The organism is Flavobacterium labens (genome assembly GCF_048286755.1).
In the GTDB taxonomy this organism is placed as follows: domain Bacteria; phylum Bacteroidota; class Bacteroidia; order Flavobacteriales; family Flavobacteriaceae; genus Flavobacterium.
On sequence record NZ_JBLVPL010000001.1, the window covers coordinates 893590 to 912184 of the forward strand.

Here is an 18595-nt window from a genome sequence, read left to right on the forward strand (position 1 = left end):
CAATAAGCAACCAAAAACGTTCATTCAGTATCAGAATAAAAATATACAGTTTCCTTCTTAGCTCAGTTGGTTAGAGCATCTGACTGTTAATCAGAGGGTCCTTGGTTCGAGCCCAAGAGAGGGAGCTACAATGGAAAAGCCATTCTTCGGAGTGGCTTTTTTCATTTCTATACTTTGCGAACCTCCGTAAATTCTAGTCATAAGCTCCACTAAGACATTCTCAGAATTGGTTCGAAAACACTCTTTTTCCAGTATTATGTTTTCTGGGTAAATAACCCTCAAAAACGAACCTTTTTCCTTATTCTGCAAGTGGTTGAATACATTTCCCAATTGCGATAATAAATTAACCGAATCACTCACATACTTCTTTAAATCAGTATCATTCTCCTTTAGTGTATCAATGCTGTTTTCAATATCTGATATTCTATCTGAATATCTATTTTTAATCTTAAAATAGTCTTCTGGTGATAGCCCATTTGCTATGTATTTATCCTCTGTACTTTCCAACAACATTCTGATCGATTCTTGCTCTGATTGCAGTACTTTTATGCGAGTTTTAGCATCTACGCTATTAGATTGTATAACATCGCTTAAAACTTCTTTAAATAGCTCTTTTGCATTCTCGTTTAATGAAATATTATTTAGTAATACTTGCACTCTATCATGCACCACTTCTTTTTTCAATCGAATTCTACAAGACGATTTGCAGTGGTAGTATTCATAATGCCCCCCGTTCCCTTTAGACTTACTGGCCGTTATTTGTTTTCCACAATTAGGACAAACAAAATTCCCCCGCAAGGGGAACAAATCGCTTACACTGGTCGGAAATTTAGCATCAGAATTCTTTCTACCATCTAAAACATTTTGGACCTTTTTAAATAGCTCAAAATCAATAATCGGTTCATGTATTCCCGTAATGGTTTTCTCTTTTTCTTTTTTGTACTCTGGAATTTTTATCATACCACAGTAAGTTATGTTTCTCAGCATGTTATAAAATTGTTGTTTTTCAAGTTTTAGCCCATACTTCTCTTTAAATTTTTTTCTAATTACCTCAACTGGTTCTAGCCCCTTCACTACTTCTTTAAACGCCTTAATTACAATTTTTGAATCTGAATTAGGTTCTATTGACGTTTTCTCAAGAACCTTAGCATTAGAGTAACCAAAAGGCCCTTTACCCATGTAGCAACCCTCTTTTTTTGCCCGACGCATTCCGTCTTTTGTCCTTTGAGCAATCTTATCGTTTTCTATTTCGGGCATTACAAGGTACATTGCTAATATTAACTTGTTTTCTGGGATAGTCATATCTAAGGGCTGTTCAATTGCATTTACAATTATTCCCATCTTTAATAACTCTCTTATAACAGCCATCGCACCTTTTGCATTTCTTGAGAACCTATCCCATTTTGTAAGCAAAATCATGTCTATAGAATTTCTATTCTTTTTAACATAATCCATCAATATTTTCCATTCTGGACGGTTAAAAGTTTTTGCCGAATAATCCTCTACATAGTGCCTAAGAATATTATATTCTTTAATTTCACAATATTTTTTCAGCATTTCTTCTTGGTGGTTTAAACTAAAACCATTTTCTTTTTGCTCTTCTGTACTTACTCTCCCGTAAGTGATTACATTAATTTTTGTCATTTTGTTTTGTTTATTTTTATTTATTTTTTTGGCTATACATAATCTCTGCGATTTGATACAATACCTCTCTTATTTTTTCAATTTCTTCGTCGCTATAACAAATCCCTTTTTTATTTAAAATTTTTTTACATTCAGTTTTACTTAACATTTATTCTCTCAGTCACAAATTCTTTTTTATTTCGTGGACGATGTTTAACGTTATTTCATTAATTTTTTCTCTATCTAAACTCATTTTTGCTTACTCACCATTTCTCTTTTATTGGTGGACGATTATTTTAGGCCAAAAAAAAACAATCGATATCCAGCGAGCGAAAATAGCCCATCGGTTACAAATTGTTTTATTTATCTGGATTCGAATACTTTAACAGTAATCGGAACACATAACAAAAATATTATTTTAATTACCTAATCCCAAATTTTTAAAATATTAATTCAAAAAAATTGTAAAGTCTATTAATTATTAACAAAAAAAAACCGAGCAAACTTAATTACTCGGTTTTAAAAAATTTACAGTAAATCTTATATTTCCTTAGCCCAAACAACTCGGGCCATCGGAAACATTTTTCGGGCTATCACCAAAGCATGGGCACTATTGCTCGCAGTCACATAAGTTTCCGTCGAGCTTGCTCCTAGACACATCTTAATTTTAAATTGTTTCATCTTATTTCTTAATTATTTGTTTAACTTTTTGCACAGTCCCAAGTGACACCCCACACCTACCAACAATATCTCTCAATGATTTTCCCATCTTTAAGAATTTAACCACTTCCTTATATTTTGCCAGCACCTCATCATCAGACTCAACCGAACCCTTCACACGTCCTGTATAAATTCCTTTAGCCTTAGCAATACTAATTCCTTCACGCTGTCTTTCTAGCAATGTTTCACGCTCCATTACAGCTACATTTGCCATAACACTAACGATAAGGTTAAATGTTGGATTGGGCTTACCCAAAACCAGTGATTCTAAACCTAAATTATCAACCCTCAACACTACCCCTTTATCATTAAAAAATTCCAATGTATTAACAATATCGTGCAAATTTCTTCCCAATCTATCGATTGACGACACTACCACAAAATTAATTTTATCAGCTTCAATATCTTTCAATAGGTCACCACCTCTCAATCTCTCAGAAAAAGTAACTGAACCACTGACCACATCATTATATAAAACCTCGTCTGGGTTTTGCTTAGCTAATTGTCTTTCTAAATTTTGGTTCGCCGTCGAAATTCTATTATATCTTGCTTTCATATCTATTTTATTACACTACAAAGATATAAAATTATTTCATGTGTGCTAATTTTAGGGTAGTTATTTTTAGTACACTTGTAATCCTTGTTTTGTGTTGAGGTTTATACTATTGCTATGCTAGAGAATGACTATAGTCTAAAAATGGTATGATGCTATTTCTTTAAAACATTATTAATTACTGAGCCTTTTACTTGCAGTGCCAAACCTTTTTCTTTCAAGACGGAAAAGTTAGCTAACAATAATTTAAACTGTTTTATTGTCACCTTAATTCTCATAATTAATTGTATTATCACCTAAATTATTTCCTAAAACATCCCAATCCTCGTTCACCAGCCCATTCTTTGCGACGTAAAACAATCCAGCTTTATAGCGGTCATAAATACTTACATCGACCCTATCATAACTAAAATAATTTTTTATTTCATTAACAATCTGTTCATGAAGTATTTTGCTATCAACATGGATTACAAAGTGATTATGAAATCCAGCTCTATTGGAAAATGGTTCCGTCGTAAAAAATAACCGCAAACTTGTATCATCACCATATTTTGAAATTAAAAACTCAAACATTCTGTGCATTTGCTTGAAACAAGACTTTTTATTTCTTTCAACTTTATAGGCAACAGTAAAAAAAAATGACCAATCCATTTCCCATAATCTACTGGCTAAACTATTTCTATCTACTAAACAATCAATCAAATTTCTCATTGATCGATTTTCTAATGTTAGTACCTTGTTTTCATCGAACATTATTTCGCTACTAAAATATTTTAAATGACTTTCAGGATAATATCTTTTTCCTTTTAATTTAGTTTCAGCTTTTAATTGTTCATTCATTTTGTAAAACCTATATATTTTACTTTTACTACATTTTGTACTTTTAATAAATGCTTTTAAATTTTCATATTTCATTTAATTTTTAAATTTATATTTTTTGTTATTGACTAAATACAAGAACTCCTTACAAGGGGCGCAACCAAGTATCTACTAATATAAATACTGAAGTTTCTGCAAAAGTGTAGCTTTTTGGTACTTTTTTTCTAAAAAAAAAATTAATCCACAAAAATATTAGTGTCCCAAAATGAGACACTATAAAATTTAAAATATAAAATGGTAGAGTTTTTAAATAAAAATCTGATTGTAGTATGACTTAAAATTTCATCGTCACCATAACAAGAGGGGTAAAGACAAATAACAACCCCCGCAAACACTATAAAAAAAATTCCAGTGGGAAGGGTATATAGAATAACCACATCCTTACTGGACATTAAAAATTAATCATTAACGTGAGTGTGCACATATCAAAACAACACTTATTGGTCTTAAAAAGCGTGTTTTTGCTCAATAAATCATTCCCTGTAACGTCTTTTACATGGTTAAAATTACTATAGTAAGTTCAAATTTGAATTTTTATTAAGAAAAAATTTGGTTTTAAGAACTATAATCTTAAAAAACCATTATAAATATAATTAACAATTAAATTTCCTTCTAATTCATTTCACAATGAATTTATGACTATAATTTAATGTCTAAAATCTCATTTACATTATCAGCTTCCCACCAGTTTGATGTTAAATTTTCATCAATATAAATTCTTGATTTTTTTGCCAATTCATCTGTCATATAATTGTACTGCGCCGAAGACACTTCCCCAACTTCTCCTTGAATATGTCCCGTAACGATTTCAGCATGAGCTTTGTTCCCTTTTACTGGGCGAAATATTATACTTGCCAAACTTCTAATCTCTAATGCAAATAATAAAGCAATACCATAAAAACGTTTATTAGGCATGTTGGATGATTTTTCTAATTTAATCCCTTGCCTTTTACAAAAGTTTAAGGTAGTGTAATCAAGTCTATTTACGGATAAATCATCTCGTTTACATCGAAAAGCATTTCCTCTTAACCCGCTTTTATTAAAATTCATAGGAGAAAAAACTACTTTAACAATTTTCTCACTATCAGCTATTAAGCTAGGAACAGCTTTAAAATAAAGCTTGAATTTTTCGAGTAATGTCTTCAATGTTATAGGTAGTAATATCAATGTTGTTGAAAAATTCAGGTTCTACATTATTAAATTTTGTGTAAAAAGATAATTCTTTATTACCTATTTCAACAGCCAATCTTTCATTATCTTCATTTTCCCAAACTAAATTCACCGTACCGCTAGGGTTTGGAGATACATCCACAGGACTTATAAAATCAAATTTGGAATCTATATTTTGTAAAAATGTTATAGCATTGGATGCGCTTTTAATCTCAAGTGGTAAAGCTCCGAATCCATCCCAGCTTTCATGTAATGATTTAAAAGACAATATAGTTTCAATCCACTCTTTTTTTTCATTGTTAACGCACTCAATGTCACAATAATTTTCATTTAATAAAATATCTTTTTGATATTCTTCTATCTGAAAATCAAAATTAGACATGATTTCAATTTCTGATGTTTTGAAAACTGGTGCTTTTTCCTGAGGCAAATTTGCCCCAAAAACTGTTGTTACACCAAATAATAAAATATAGGACAAGGGTTTTAATGAAATATAACTATTATATTTTTCATCAACTATTTCTTGTATAAAATCATTAGTGTAATTAATATCTACAATGTTATAATTATTCATTTTTTAATATTTTTAATGAATTATCGTTTAAAAACCATAAAAAAACGTCAAATATTTCTTCGTTTATTGAAGACAAAACTTCTGAAATTCTATTAGATTCAATTGAAGCAATATTGTACCTGTCAATATCACAAATTATATGCCCTACTTTTGAATTTTGAATTTGTAACCCTTGTTGTGGAATGGCGTGACCAATTCTAATGTTTAAACCATCGTTATCTTTTAAATAATTAATAGTATTAATATTTTGCTGAATTAATTCTTCCATTGGAAAACAATCAAAACTAAAACCTATCTTTTCGTTTAGTAAGTTCTTTGAAATCTGGGTTAAGGTAGTATTTTCATTAATACCAACGCCAATAATGTTAATTTTTCTAATTGCTAATCTATTAACGACGGAAATATTTAATTCTAAAAATAATTTTATAATCTTATTTATCTCAAAATCTAAAATTTCAGAAAAATCCTTATAGCTATTTCCGTTAATATTTATTTCAACGATGTTTTCAGTAAAATTTACACTTCTATTTCCGTCCAGAGATTTAAGCACAAAACCTTTCCCTTTTGAAGTATTAACAATTGGTGTTTCATTTTTATTTATCTGTATTTGAAAATTATTAGAAACATTATCGTTAAGCCTTGGATATCTTTCTTGGAAATCAGATAAAATTTTATTTTTGTTTTTGAATAAAGCATCAGTTTGCTCAAATTTTATTTGAACAATTACTGTTCTAAGAAAATTTTGCTTAAAAGAATCTCTTATTGAATAATCTACTTTTGGAAATCCAAACATTTTTTTTATAAATATAAATGAAAATAATTTAAATTAAGTATGAAAAATTTCCCTCCCTAATTATTTTGCAAAGGTATTAATTAAAAAGGTTATTTTTCATGCTAATATAGCTAATTAATTACTAAATTATTTTTATTAAGGTTCTTAAAATTACAATCGGGGGGAATTTATAAACCTTAATAAAAATAATTTGGTTGAATACCTACCATGGCCACAGCTAAAAAATCACCATCATTACTGCTAAATCTTTTAAAGCAATTCTTTAATATTATCATGTAAGTAATATAATTTCTTTAAATCTTCCTTAAATTGGTTCGAAATAACAACATTCACGGGAGCTTTTTAAAAAGACTTTACAGCAATGTAAGGTCTTTTTTGTTTTAAAGCGGTAGTGAAAGCGAGACTTGCAAATAAAAACTAAAAATTGATGTTGCATTGCCTTATCACAATTTCCTCCTACTCCAAAAAAAGCTGCAGCACAAACCAATATTCCCCAACGAAAAGAAAAACGAAATAAATTATAATAAAACAGTATTTTTGATAAAAAAGAATAGTAGCAAAATCTTTGTTGAATAGACGAGTTTAAAAAAACATTTTCTCACTCAATTAGCTTTTTCTTTTCCATAAATATTATTTTAATGAACTTGAATTTTAATTTAGATCTAGCTCTAGGATATAAAAGCAATTCGCAGATTGCAAGAATTTTAACTGAAAATTGGGTTAAAGAAAATTCATACTGTCCAAACTGCGGTCAATTACCATTAAACGATTTTGAAAACAATATGCCGGTTGCCGATTTCTATTGTTTAGGTTGTAGAGAAGAGTTCGAATTAAAAAGTAAAAACGGGAAGTTAAGTACTATAATTAATGATGGAGCTTATGATAGTATGATAAAAAGGATTACTTCGGATACAAACCCTAATTTCTTCTTTTTAACATATGATAATAATAAGGTTAATAATTTCTTGGTAATACCAAAACATTTTTTCACTCCAGAAATTATCATCAAAAGAAAACCTTTATCCATTACCGCTAAACGAGCTGGTTGGATTGGTTGTAATATTGACATTTCGAAAGTTCCTCAAAGTGGAAGGATTTTTATAGTAGAAGATTCAAAAATAATTGAACAAGAAAAAGTATACATAAAATTAAAAAACACTGATTTTTTAAAAACTAAAAATTTAGAAACAAGAGGTTGGATTTTGGATATTTTAAATTGCGTTGAAGAAATTAAAAAGCAAACATTTACATTAGATGAATTATATGCATTTGAAAATAGATTAAAAATTAAATATCCAAACAATAATCATATCAAAGACAAAATCCGTCAACAATTACAGTTTTTGAGAGATCGAGGATTAATAGAGTTTAACGGAAGAGGAAATTATAAAAAAATTGAAATATGAAAAAATATATATTTATTTCACCCGAAGGCTCAACTGAAGCCCCAAACAGTTTATACGAAGTAAATAACATGCAAGTAATAGGAATAGTTGAAAATGTCATCAATGAGGATGAAGCATTAAAAAAACTTCTAATTGAAAACGAATGGATAATTGATGCTGAATTCAACATTGCTGAATTTATTATTTATGAAATCTCATGATTTTAATTCCAAATATCTACCTATAATACCCGAATTTTTTAAAGCCAGCGCATTCTCTTTTCCATAAGCAATAAATACACTTGGAGCTCCTGGTGTTCCTGCTTGAATACCTGAAATATGGTAAAATCTTATTCTCCCTTTTACGAATAATATTGCATCTGCATTATTCCAAATATGCTCAAAGAAACATTTTGTCTCTGTTCTTGCAAAAATTAATGCAATACCGTTTCCGTGAAATTTTAATTTTTCAAGCCATAATTCCATTCCCCTTCCATAAGGTGGGTTTAAATAAACTTTACCAAACCAATCTTTTGACAAACCATCATCAATAATTGTAAAATTATTTTTTGCATGTAAGAAAGGAGCATCTATTGGACTACAAGGATCTAAATCAAATTCACCTAATTTTAAAACTAAATTAGGTGGAGTTAACCACTCAACTTTTGTGTTTTCGCAACGTTCAAACGATGTATTCATAAAACATTTATTTGCTACAAATATTAGATCAATATTTGGATTTTACAAACGTAATATGATCATTTTCAATAAATTATAAAAAAAACAAAATCTATTGAATTACAATGTGTTATCTTTTTTCCTTGTCAGAATGAAATATTATGGATGGGATTTTCTATTTAACCATTTCGGTAACAATCTTTTTGGCCTCGTTTGAATTACCCCAGCTTGCAATTTCATGCAAAACAGGCATCAAACTTTTCCCTGAATTAGATAAGGTATATTCTACTCTTTGAGGACTTTCTTTAAACTCTTTTCTTTCGATTAAACCCAATGTTTCTAATTCTTTTAATTCATTAGAAAGTACCTTGTTTGAAATAGCAGGCATTAATTGGTTTAGTTTTCCGAAACGCAATGAACTTTCACCAATACAATTCAATATTATAGGTTTCCATTTACCTCCAAAAATAGACATGGCTCTTGTTACGGGACAATCATAAGGGTTTTCTATATATCTCATATAATTTCTAGTAACCTACGGGTTACCGGTATTTAATTTGTTGGTTACAAATATACACTAATGGTTGTAAATTTGTAAAAAACTATAAAAACAAGAAACATGAAAAAGATTGTATTCCTTCTGACCGTATTTTTATCTATAAGTAATTTAAATGCACAAACAGGAACAGAGGATATCGTTAAAGATTGGGAAAGAGCCAAAGCATATACTAAAGAGTATCTGGATGCCATGCCTGAAAGTGGCTATTCCTTTAAACCAACAAAAGAAATGCGTTCTTTTTCAGTTCAGGTTTTACACTTGAGCGATGCCATATATGGTTTCTTAGGTGCTGCTACCGATGAAAAGCCGCCAGTAGGTTTTGGAGATTTAGAAAAATCTGCTGATGAGAATAAAGCAAGTGTAACCGCCAAAGTAATGGCTGCCTATGATTTTGCTATTAATAACATCAAAAAATATCCTAATAGTAAACTTGGGGAACAAATTAAACTTTTCGGTACATTTGACTTGAGCAGAGCACAAGTACTAAATAAGTGTTTTGAACATCAAACTCATCATAGAGCACAAACTACTGTTTATTTACGATTGGTAGGCGCTACTCCTCCAGCTGAAAAATTGTTTTAATAAATTTATAAAATGAAAAAATTAATACTAGCATTTTTAATACATGTTGTTTTTTGCTCCAGTGTATTTGCACAAAAACCGTTGCGTCATTTCATGCAAAGCAAAGACGAACAAATAAATACCATTCCCTATGGAAATAATCCACTCGCGGGACATTATGTACAATCAAAAGATGCCAAAATTTATTATGAAGTATATGGCAAAGGACAACCCATTGTAATATTACATGGTGGATTGTTTGGTTCAACCGTAGAAATGGCAAAAATCATAGACAGCCTTTCCGTACGTTTTCAGGTAATAGCAGTTTCTACTCGTGGGCATGGTAAATCGGAAATAGGAACCGAACCATTGACATTAGAACAAAGAGCAAATGATGTATTGGCTGTAATCCGTAAAGTAACCACAGAAAAAGTAATGATTCTTGGATTTAGTGATGGCGGATTTACCGCTTATAAATTTGGCTCGATGTATCCTGATGAAGTTAAAAAAATGATTGTGATAGGCGCGGGTGTTTTATATCCCGGATTAAGAGATTTTAGTTTCAACTTTAATCAAGCGATGGAAATGGATTCGGAATTTTGGGCACAACAACGCGACTTAATGCCAGAACCGAATCGATTGAAAGAGGTGTTTCAGCAAATCGCGACTTGTTATAGCCAACTTACCGTAGGAGCTGAATTACTAAGTTCTATACAGTGCCCCGTTTTAGTGATGGCGGGCGACCGAGATGAGGGCAACTCGGTTCAAAACGTACTCAATGCCGCAATGCTGATTCCAAATCACCAGTTAGCGATTGTTCCAAATGCTGGTCATCCTGCTTTTATTTTAAATTTTAACGCCACTTGGGCTAGTATCGCTCCGTTTATAAAAGAAAACTAAATCCGTTGAACGTGAAAAAAGTAATTTTATACTGCGTCCTTCTTTTAAATATAACGATGGCTTTTGCTCAAAAATTTACTTGGCAGAATAAGGAATTTGAAGCGGTGAATACCAAAGTAGCAATCGTGAATATGGACGGTGTTCAAGTCTTAAAAGTGGAGCGTGATTTAATTGCTTTTCCTTTTGATGAAAAAAATATTGACGCCTCAACTGATGGTCCTACTTACGTTAAATTAACGAATGTTGACATCGAGAACGGAACGATTGAAGTTAAAATGTTAAGCCGAATCATGGAAAATTCTCCTTTTCCTGCTGCGCGGGGATTTATAGGAGTAGCTTACAGAGTAGACCCAGAAAATAAAAATTTTGATGCCATTTACCTTCGTCCAAGTAATGGCAGAGCCGATGATCAATTGAGGCGCAACCACACCATTCAGTATTTTTCCTATCCTGATAATACGTTTAGCCGATTGAGAAAAGAAGCAAATGGTTTGTATGAAACCTATGCTGATATTGGTTTAAACGAATGGATTGATGTACGTATTGAATTTCAGGATGAAAAGGCGGTTTTATATATTAATAACCAAAAATCACCTAGCTTTATCGTTACAAAAATGCTTGGAACTTCTAAAAAAGGTAGTATTGCGCTTTGGGTTGAAATAGGAACAATAGGATTTTTTAAAGATTTAAAAGTAACGAAGAAATAATTGATTCATGAATCTGATAATTTTTGGATAAAAACCTGACAGCAATTTCGGGCTTTCTATGCCAAGCTATCCCAACAAATAAAAGGTGTTATTTTTCTTTTTCTATTTATTAAATTTCGATATTTACCTATTAAAATAAATAAATGATGATACGTAGAAGATTTATTGGTTCCGCAGCTTTATTTGGAGTTGCAGGTATTATGGGCTTTGCAATGCGTCCAAAGAAAAAATTCTTGTTGCACCATGTATTTTTTTGGCTAAAAAACCCTCAATCGGAGGCGGATAAACAGCAATTGATTTCTGGTTTGAAAACTTTGGCGGCAATTCCAACGATTCGTAAAATTCATGTAGGAGTAATAGCTTCGACAGAGAAGCGTGAGGTTGTTGACACTTCTTGGAGTGTTTCAGAACTCATGTTTTTTGATGATGAAGCCGGCCAAAAAATATATCAAGACCATCCAATTCATCAGGATTTTATAAAGAACTGTTCTCATTTATGGGAAAAGGTCGTGGTTTATGATGCTATAGATGTATAAATATTGAAGGTGTTGGCTGTTGCCAATTCATTCGAAATATAAATAAAACAGGGGCTTCAAGAACAAATCTTGAAACCCCTATTTTATGCACACCACTTTAAAGTAACTACGGAATCAATCGGTCCTTGCGAAGTTGCTCAAACAAATCGTAAAAGGAATCTTCAGTACTTTGAAAAACAGGGAATCCGAGTTTACGACTTTTAGACATATCAGTCATCACTTCTATGGGACGACCTAAATCAAGATCCGTATGCCAAGGAGAAGCCAATTTATCTAAATCAGACTCTTTAAGAGCATGTTTTGTAGCCATATTTTTCCAGACCGGAGCTTCCTGAATCATTTGTTCCTCAAGAGGATGAATCGTACCATCAAAACCTATTGCATCAATTCCGAACGATTCCGCTAATTTGTTCCAAAGCCATTTCCAACGAAAAAAATCTCCATTGACCACATTGAATGCTTCGTTACGAGCCGCTGCAGTAGTGGAAGCCCATATTAAATGTTCCGCCAGAATTCTGGCATCCGTAACGTCCGAAAGTCCATTCCATTGTGCTGCTGAACCAGGCCACTGAAATGGTTTGCCTGTTTCTTTACAAATGCTGGCATACACCGCTAGCGTAGTACCAAGATTCATTAAGTTGCCTACTGCTTTTCCTATAACCGTATGCGGTCGGTGGATGCTCCATGTAAAACCATCCCGCGCAGCAGCGGCATAAACCTCATCTTCTTGCGCATAATAAAAATTCTCTAAATTAAGACGCGGCTGCTCTTCCCTAAGTGGTGTTTCGGGTAAAAATCCTTCTTTGGCATAAGCCTCAAAAGGTCCAAGATAATGTTTCAATCCCGTAACGAGCGCTACGTGTTGCACGGATTTTTTTGGAGATAATACCTCGAGAAGGTTCCTGATCATCATGCTATTTACTTGAATGTTTTCGGCTTCAGAATCCTGACGCATCCAAGTTGTAATGTAAATGTGAGTGGGAGAAATGTCTTTTAAAGCTGTTTTTAAATGCTCCAGATCCAAAAGGTCCGCAGCAACTGGCTGAAGGTTTTCTATATCTTTTCGTGGGTTTCTGGCTAAACCAAAAGTCGTCCAGCCTTTAGCAATAAGTTTTTCTGCAAGATTACTTCCTGTGATTCCGGTTGCTCCAACAACTAGTGCTATATTTTCCATATTTCTGTTTTTAAATTTTATCAAGTACAAAATTCTAAAACTTTCCATGGATTATAAAGGACATACGTCACATATAATTTGTGACCTATATCACATCAATGCGACAAACGGCTCAACGTTTCTCTTGAAATTCCCAGATACGATGCTATTAAAGTTTTAGGAATGCGGTGAATCAAATCCGGATATAATTGGATAAATTGCATGTATCGTTCTTCTGAATTCTTGCTCATCAACGATAGGATTCGGTTTTGAAGCGCAATATTACCGGCGGTCATTTTTTGCAAAAAGAAGAATTCCATTTTCTGTAATTCGGCACACAATTTTTCTCTATTGTCAAGAGTAATGTAATAGGTTTGCGCGTCTTCTAAACAGTCAATATTGAGTGTGGCATTCTGGTTATTATAAAAACCTTGGTTATCCGTTATCCACCAGTCTTCCATGGCAAATTGCAGGATATGACTCTTTCCCGATTTGTCGATATAAAAAGATTTCAACAGTCCTTTTACAACAAAATGGACATAAGGAACAGGACTATCCTGCTGTACAATGTATTGATGTTTTTTATATTTACCTACCGAAAAATGAGAGAGTACCAATTGAAATTCATCATCATTTAATGGTACTATTTTCTCAATTTGTCTTCTTAAAATTTCTTCCATACCTCCTTTTGTTAATACTCGGATAAAAATACGATTAAAAAAGAACGATCAGGATCTATTGCCAATCTTGAATACAAAAATTAAAAATCATACGACAAATACAGACAAAACAACACGTTGAGTTTAGTGCCATTTTTAGAAATCAATTCTATTTTTGAAATATGAAGAAACGCTCTATCTCCAAATTATTTCGATTATTTTAGATTAGTATAGCTGCGAATCATGTGCATTCAGGAGAATCCATTTTTTATCACTGTTGAGTTTAAAAGTACCAATATGTTCTTTGTTCCACTCGTTCGGACCTATCAACGAAAGAAAGTTCACGCCTCCAGCATCTCTGTACAAATGATAGATTTCACCAATAACGGGTTCAAATGAAAATTTAGCACTGTATACTAATTCATTCCATTCGTATTCCTGCATCAGTTTTTCATATTGCAGTTTCAGTTCATTAAATTTATTACCTAGCTCTTTATTCACATTATCAATTCCTCTACTTTTCCAGGAAACCACGTCATCAACTCTAATCACCGGTGCTCCAACTCCAGTTGCGTAAGGCAGAACATTGGCATTATATCCTGCTTCGACTGTGTATACAACATTATCTGGTTTTTTATTTTCCATTTACTTTTTCTTTTATTTTACCGATACCAATTAATCCCTACCAATGAATTAATACCAATTTATTTCATCTATATTTTTTCAAAATGAATTCAAAATACTATTCGTTTAATACTTTTTTTTGATTCCCAAATTTTGCTCGAATCAAAAGGAGATTTACAAATTTTAAAAAACGAATGTTTTTGTTTAAATATTTTGATGCAAAGTTAAACAAAAAAAAATATAAATCCTCAACACAATTTAACTCTTAGAAGGCAATAATTAATTTAGTTTTTGCACCATATTGTCACCGCCAAAAAAATATTTTTTCAATGTGTCGAAATAACACAATTATTTTTTACATTTGGAAACTACAAAACGCTATTAGACTGATAAATAAACCATCATGAAATCAAAAATCTTTCTCCTACCGTCTTTATTGTTACTAGCTGTATCATTGAAGGCGCAATCCAAATGGACCGAAACCACTAAAGACTCTCATACTATTGTTCAAAATAAAAGAGGTCAAACATTAGGCTATTCGCCAAAATCAGGAATTAAAATCATACAAGTTGACGGTTTGGCTTTTAAAGACCTCAACAAAAATGGGAAGCTAGATATTTATGAAGACTGGAGAAAACCGGTAGCGGAACGTGCCAAAGATCTTGCCTCTAAAATGTCGGTAGAACAAATGGCTGGGTTAATGTTATATAGTAGGCATCAGGCTATTCCTGCAGCCGAAGCAGGAATGTTTACCGGAACCTATAATGAAAAACCATTTTCTAAAAGTAGTGCAAAATCATCTGATTTATCTGACCAGCAAATTGCATTTTTAACCAAAGACAATTTACGTCATGTACTGATGACTTCTGTTGAAAGTCCAACGGTTGCTGCAACTTGGAATAACAATATACAAGCTTTAGTCGAAGGTATTGGAATGGGAATTCCGTCTAACAACAGTTCTGACCCTAGAAACGGCGCCAATAAAGATGCTGAATATAATGCGGGTTCCGGCGGCGCTATCTCACAATGGCCGGAAGAATTAGGTCTAGCCGCTACTTTTGATGCTGCTATCACGGAACAATTTGGTGCAATTGCTGCCAAAGAATACAGAGCTATGGGAATCACCACAGCGCTATCACCACAGATTGATTTGGCAACAGAACCAAGATGGAATCGTTTTGTGGGTACTTTTGGCGAAGACCCAAAGCTGGCGACAGCTATGGCAAGAGCGTATGTAGATGGATTTCAAACGTCACCAAAATCGATTAAAGCTTATGAAGGATGGGGAAATCAAAGTGTTAACGCAATGATTAAACACTGGCCAAGTGGCGGTCCTGAAGAAGGAGGTCGTGATGGTCATTTCGCGTACGGGAAATTTGCCGTGTATCCGGGAAATAATTTCGAAACCCATTTAAAACCATTTACCGAAGGCGCTTTTCAATTAAAAGGAGCTACTAAAAAAGCGTCTGCAGTGATGCCATATTACACGATTTCGTATGGTCAGGACAAAAAATATGGTGAAAATGTGGGTAACGGATTCAGTAAATACATCATTACGGACTTATTAAGAAACCAATACGGTTATGATGGAGTTGTTTGCACGGATTGGCTCATTACTGCAGATGAAGGAGCTAAACCAGATGTTTTTTCAGGAAAATCTTGGGGTGTCGAAAAATTAAGTGTAGCCGAAAGACATTATAAAGTTCTGATGGCAGGAGTCGATCAATTTGGTGGGAATAACGACATTAATCCAGTGCTTGAAGCGTATCAAATGGGAATAAAAGAACACGGTGAACCATTCATGCGCAAACGTTTTGAGCAATCAGCAGTTCGTTTGCTTTTGAATATATTCCGAGTGGGATTATTCGAAAATTCCTATTTAGACCCTAATGAAACCAAAGCTATTGTAGGAAAACCAGAGTTTATGAAAGCTGGATACGATGCGCAATTGAAGTCGGTTGTAATGATTAAAAACCAAAATAAAACGTTGCCAATTGCAAAAGGGAAGACGGTCTATATCCCAAAAAGAGTTACTCCTGCAGGAATCAACTTTTTTGGACAGCCATCACCTGAAAAAATTGAATATCCGGTTAATTTAGAATTGATTAAAAAATATTACACCGTAACGGAAGATCCTGCTCAAGCAGATTTTGCGATTGTATTTATAAAAAGCCCGATAAGTGGCGGATACAGCAGAGCCGACAGAGAAGCCGGTGGAAATGGATATGTGCCAATCAGTTTACAATTAAAAGATTATACCGCAGTCGATGCCAGAGCGCAAAGTATTGCAGCTGGAGATCCTGTGATTGACCCAACGATTACCAATCGTTCGTATCTCAATAAAATGTCAAAATCAAATTCATATCCGGATTTAAATACTATTCTGGAAACGAAAAAAGCTATGAATGGAAAGCCGGTTTTAGTTACTGTGAATATTTCTAATCCAATGGTTTTTGCAGAATTTGAAAAAGACGTTGACGCCATCGTGGGAGAATTCGGCGTACAAGTAGAAGCTTTGCTAGATATTGTTTCAGGTAAAACAGAACCTTCCGGATTACTTCCTTTACAAATGCCGTTGAATATGTCAACCGTTGAAAAACAACTGGAAGACGTTCCTCACGACATGATTCCGTATACAGATTCTTCTGGAAATGTGTATGATTTTGGTTTTGGATTGAACTGGAAAGGGATAATCAAAGACGCCAGAACTGAAAAATACAGCGTTAAGAAGTAAATAAATAACATTTAAACCACCTAGATTTTTAGGTGGTTTTTTTTGCCCAATTCCAAATTTTGATTTGAAATCTGATAATCAAAACAGAACTCTAATGGCATTTTTTTGTTAATTATACGCAAAATTAGAGACTTATTTGTCTTTTTAAATCCGCTTTTACTACCTTTAAAAAAGATTTCTATCTTACAAAGAATCAAAAACCAAACTCATGAAAAAAATCACATTAGTTTCACTTTCAATTATATCCTTTCTTTCTTTCAGTTGTGATGCGCAGGTAAAATCCAATGACATTGCTCTTAAAGATGAAGTAAAAAACTACACGCTTGAAACCGTGGCCTCCGATATTGCTATCCCTTGGGGTATGACTTGGTTGCCAGACGGAGCACTATTAGTTACTGAAAAAAGCGGTATTTTATATCACGTCAAAAACGGAGCAAAAACCGAAATCAAAAATGTTCCCAAAGTATATTCTCGCGGACAAGGCGGATTGTTAGATATTGTTCTACATCCAGATTATGCTAAAAATGGGTGGATTTATATGACTTTTGCTTCAGATGAAGGTGAAGGAACCGGCGGTAACACAAAACTCATACGAGCAAAATTATTGGACGGAAGTCTGACACAAATTGAATCACTTTACAAAGCCACTCCAAATACTACAAAAGGACAGCATTTTGGTTCCCGAATTGTATTTGACAACGATGGCTATTTGTATTTCTCCGTTGGAGAACGTGGGGAACATTTTGTAAATCCGCAAGACATAAAACGCGATGGCGGTAAAATATACCGATTAAATGATGATGGAAGTATCCCTAAAGACAATCCTTTTGTAGGTCAGACCGGAGCAAAAGAAGCGATTTATACCTTCGGAAATCGCAATCCGCAAGGAATTGCAAAAAACCCATTAACAGGGGAAATTTGGGCACATGAACACGGCCCTCAAGGTGGAGATGAAATCAACATCATAAAAAAAGGGGCTAATTACGGATGGCCTGTAGTTACTTATGGTATCGATTATGACGGTACAACAATTAGTAAAGAAAACGACAAACCAGGCATTGAAAAACCTATTTATTATTGGTTGCCGTCCATCGCGCCAAGCGGAATGACTTTTGTAACCAGCGATAAATATCCAGACTGGAAAGGACATTTACTGGTAGGTTCTTTAAAATTCCAATACCTTGAATTACTAAAGTTGAAAGGCACTGAAGTTATTGGCAGACAAAAAATTGCTACTGATATTGGTCGCGTACGTAATGTTGTGCAAGGCCCGGATGGTTATATTTATATGGGCGTTGAAGGAAAAGGAATCGTAAAAATTACACCGAACTAAATGATGTTGATAACGAAATTATTTTTGGGTTTTGGAGTATTTGTATTGGGAAGCTTCTCTTTCGAAAACCTATTTTCCCAAGACAACTATATTGACTTGAATACTGAAACCGCAGTTGTTTCAAAAATTCAGTCCCCCGGAAAAGAAATTTATGCTGATTTTTGCATGCAATGTCATGGTGCAAATGGCAAAGGAGACACTAAGAACTTCCCTCCTATTGATGGTTCTGACTGGTTGAAAACTAAAAGAAATCAAAGTATTGCTGCGGTAAAATTTGGACAAAGTGGCGAAATTGTTGTCAATAAAATAAAGTACAATAGCAGCATGCCGGCAATGGGACTTACGGATCAGGAAGTGGCTGATGTGATGAATTACATCATGACTTCTTGGAGCAATAAACAAACGAAAGTCGTTACCGAGAAAGAAGTCGCTGCTATTAAAAAATAAAATGTGGA

At 33.2% G+C, this 18595-nt stretch carries 20 protein-coding genes and 1 tRNA gene; 10 read left to right on the forward strand and 11 right to left on the reverse strand.

What is annotated here, in order from left to right; all coding sequences use genetic code 11:
* The first annotated feature begins 51 nt into the window (after nt 1-51).
* Nucleotides 52-125 (forward strand) — tRNA-Asn (locus ACNQF8_RS03870).
* On the opposite strand, the gene ACNQF8_RS03875 is transcribed toward ACNQF8_RS03870, so the two are convergent.
* The 6 genes from ACNQF8_RS03875 to ACNQF8_RS03900 form a co-directional block, all read right to left on the reverse strand.
* Nucleotides 91-1644, reverse strand: coding sequence for a recombinase family protein (locus ACNQF8_RS03875; protein ID WP_417952925.1), 1554 nt, complete (start codon nt 1642-1644; stop codon nt 91-93). The two genes, ACNQF8_RS03870 and ACNQF8_RS03875, sit on opposite strands and share 35 nt — an antisense overlap.
* A gap of 661 nt (nt 1645-2305) precedes the next feature.
* Entirely contained in the window at nt 2306-2899 is a 594-nt protein-coding gene (locus ACNQF8_RS03880; RefSeq protein ID WP_417952926.1) for a recombinase family protein, read from the reverse strand.
* A 264-nt stretch (nt 2900-3163) separates the two neighbouring features.
* Complete coding sequence (locus tag ACNQF8_RS03885) at nt 3164-3736, reverse strand: hypothetical protein (RefSeq protein WP_417983461.1); 573 nt, start codon at nt 3734-3736, stop codon at nt 3164-3166.
* Between the two features lie 678 nt (nt 3737-4414).
* Nucleotides 4415-4825: a hypothetical protein gene (locus ACNQF8_RS03890; protein WP_417983463.1), complete on the reverse strand. Its 411-nt coding sequence runs from the start codon at nt 4823-4825 to the stop codon at nt 4415-4417.
* A gap of 58 nt (nt 4826-4883) precedes the next feature.
* Nucleotides 4884-5519, reverse strand: coding sequence for a hypothetical protein (locus tag ACNQF8_RS03895; protein ID WP_417952929.1), 636 nt, complete (start codon nt 5517-5519; stop codon nt 4884-4886).
* The gene (locus ACNQF8_RS03900; protein WP_417952930.1) at nt 5512-6312 is read right to left on the reverse strand and encodes a TIGR04255 family protein; all 801 of its coding nucleotides are present in this window, start codon (nt 6310-6312) and stop codon (nt 5512-5514) included. The genes ACNQF8_RS03895 and ACNQF8_RS03900 overlap by 8 nt, the downstream gene beginning before the upstream one ends.
* Nucleotides 6313-6950: 638 nt before the next feature.
* Between ACNQF8_RS03900 and ACNQF8_RS03905 the strand changes: the two genes are divergently transcribed.
* On the forward strand, nt 6951-7718 hold the full coding sequence (locus ACNQF8_RS03905) for a DpnI domain-containing protein (protein ID WP_417952931.1): 768 nt from the start codon (nt 6951-6953) through the stop codon (nt 7716-7718).
* Complete coding sequence (locus tag ACNQF8_RS03910) at nt 7715-7918, forward strand: hypothetical protein (protein ID WP_114753713.1); 204 nt, start codon at nt 7715-7717, stop codon at nt 7916-7918. The genes ACNQF8_RS03905 and ACNQF8_RS03910 overlap by 4 nt, the downstream gene beginning before the upstream one ends.
* Here the strand turns inward: ACNQF8_RS03910 and ACNQF8_RS03915 are convergent.
* Nucleotides 7913-8395 (reverse strand): DNA N-6-adenine-methyltransferase, encoded by a 483-nt coding sequence (locus ACNQF8_RS03915; RefSeq protein ID WP_417950874.1) that lies wholly within the window; start codon nt 8393-8395, stop codon nt 7913-7915. The two genes, ACNQF8_RS03910 and ACNQF8_RS03915, sit on opposite strands and share 6 nt — an antisense overlap.
* 154 nt (nt 8396-8549) lie before the next feature.
* Nucleotides 8550-8894 (reverse strand): winged helix-turn-helix transcriptional regulator, encoded by a 345-nt coding sequence (locus ACNQF8_RS03920; protein WP_165152212.1) that lies wholly within the window; start codon nt 8892-8894, stop codon nt 8550-8552.
* Between the two features lie 99 nt (nt 8895-8993).
* Here ACNQF8_RS03920 and ACNQF8_RS03925 point away from each other — a divergent pair, with 99 nt between their 5' ends.
* From ACNQF8_RS03925 to ACNQF8_RS03940, 4 genes are all read left to right on the forward strand, one after another.
* Nucleotides 8994-9515, forward strand: coding sequence for a DinB family protein (locus ACNQF8_RS03925; protein WP_417950875.1), 522 nt, complete (start codon nt 8994-8996; stop codon nt 9513-9515).
* Nucleotides 9516-9527: 12 nt separating this feature from the next.
* Nucleotides 9528-10394: an alpha/beta fold hydrolase gene (locus ACNQF8_RS03930; RefSeq protein ID WP_417952932.1), complete on the forward strand. Its 867-nt coding sequence runs from the start codon at nt 9528-9530 to the stop codon at nt 10392-10394.
* A 56-nt stretch (nt 10395-10450) separates the two neighbouring features.
* A complete protein-coding gene (locus ACNQF8_RS03935; RefSeq protein WP_417952933.1) occupies nt 10451-11101 on the forward strand; it encodes a hypothetical protein in 651 nt (216 codons plus the stop codon).
* A gap of 143 nt (nt 11102-11244) precedes the next feature.
* Complete coding sequence (locus tag ACNQF8_RS03940) at nt 11245-11637, forward strand: Dabb family protein (protein WP_206531504.1); 393 nt, start codon at nt 11245-11247, stop codon at nt 11635-11637.
* Nucleotides 11638-11743: 106 nt separating this feature from the next.
* On the opposite strand, the gene ACNQF8_RS03945 is transcribed toward ACNQF8_RS03940, so the two are convergent.
* The 3 genes from ACNQF8_RS03945 to ACNQF8_RS03955 form a co-directional block, all read right to left on the reverse strand.
* Nucleotides 11744-12811, reverse strand: coding sequence for an SDR family oxidoreductase (locus ACNQF8_RS03945; RefSeq protein ID WP_417950878.1), 1068 nt, complete (start codon nt 12809-12811; stop codon nt 11744-11746).
* Nucleotides 12812-12906: 95 nt separating this feature from the next.
* Nucleotides 12907-13470 (reverse strand): Crp/Fnr family transcriptional regulator, encoded by a 564-nt coding sequence (locus ACNQF8_RS03950; RefSeq protein WP_417952934.1) that lies wholly within the window; start codon nt 13468-13470, stop codon nt 12907-12909.
* Nucleotides 13471-13674: 204 nt separating this feature from the next.
* On the reverse strand, nt 13675-14094 hold the full coding sequence (locus tag ACNQF8_RS03955) for a DUF2452 domain-containing protein (RefSeq protein WP_417950880.1): 420 nt from the start codon (nt 14092-14094) through the stop codon (nt 13675-13677).
* 382 nt (nt 14095-14476) lie between these two features.
* Here ACNQF8_RS03955 and ACNQF8_RS03960 point away from each other — a divergent pair, with 382 nt between their 5' ends.
* From ACNQF8_RS03960 to ACNQF8_RS03970, 3 genes are all read left to right on the forward strand, one after another.
* The gene (locus ACNQF8_RS03960; protein WP_417950881.1) at nt 14477-16807 is read left to right on the forward strand and encodes a glycoside hydrolase family 3 protein; all 2331 of its coding nucleotides are present in this window, start codon (nt 14477-14479) and stop codon (nt 16805-16807) included.
* Between the two features lie 208 nt (nt 16808-17015).
* Complete coding sequence (locus ACNQF8_RS03965; protein WP_417950882.1) at nt 17016-18140, forward strand: PQQ-dependent sugar dehydrogenase; 1125 nt, start codon at nt 17016-17018, stop codon at nt 18138-18140.
* Complete coding sequence (locus ACNQF8_RS03970; RefSeq protein WP_417950883.1) at nt 18141-18587, forward strand: c-type cytochrome; 447 nt, start codon at nt 18141-18143, stop codon at nt 18585-18587.
* The last annotated feature ends 8 nt before the right edge of the window (nt 18588-18595 follow it).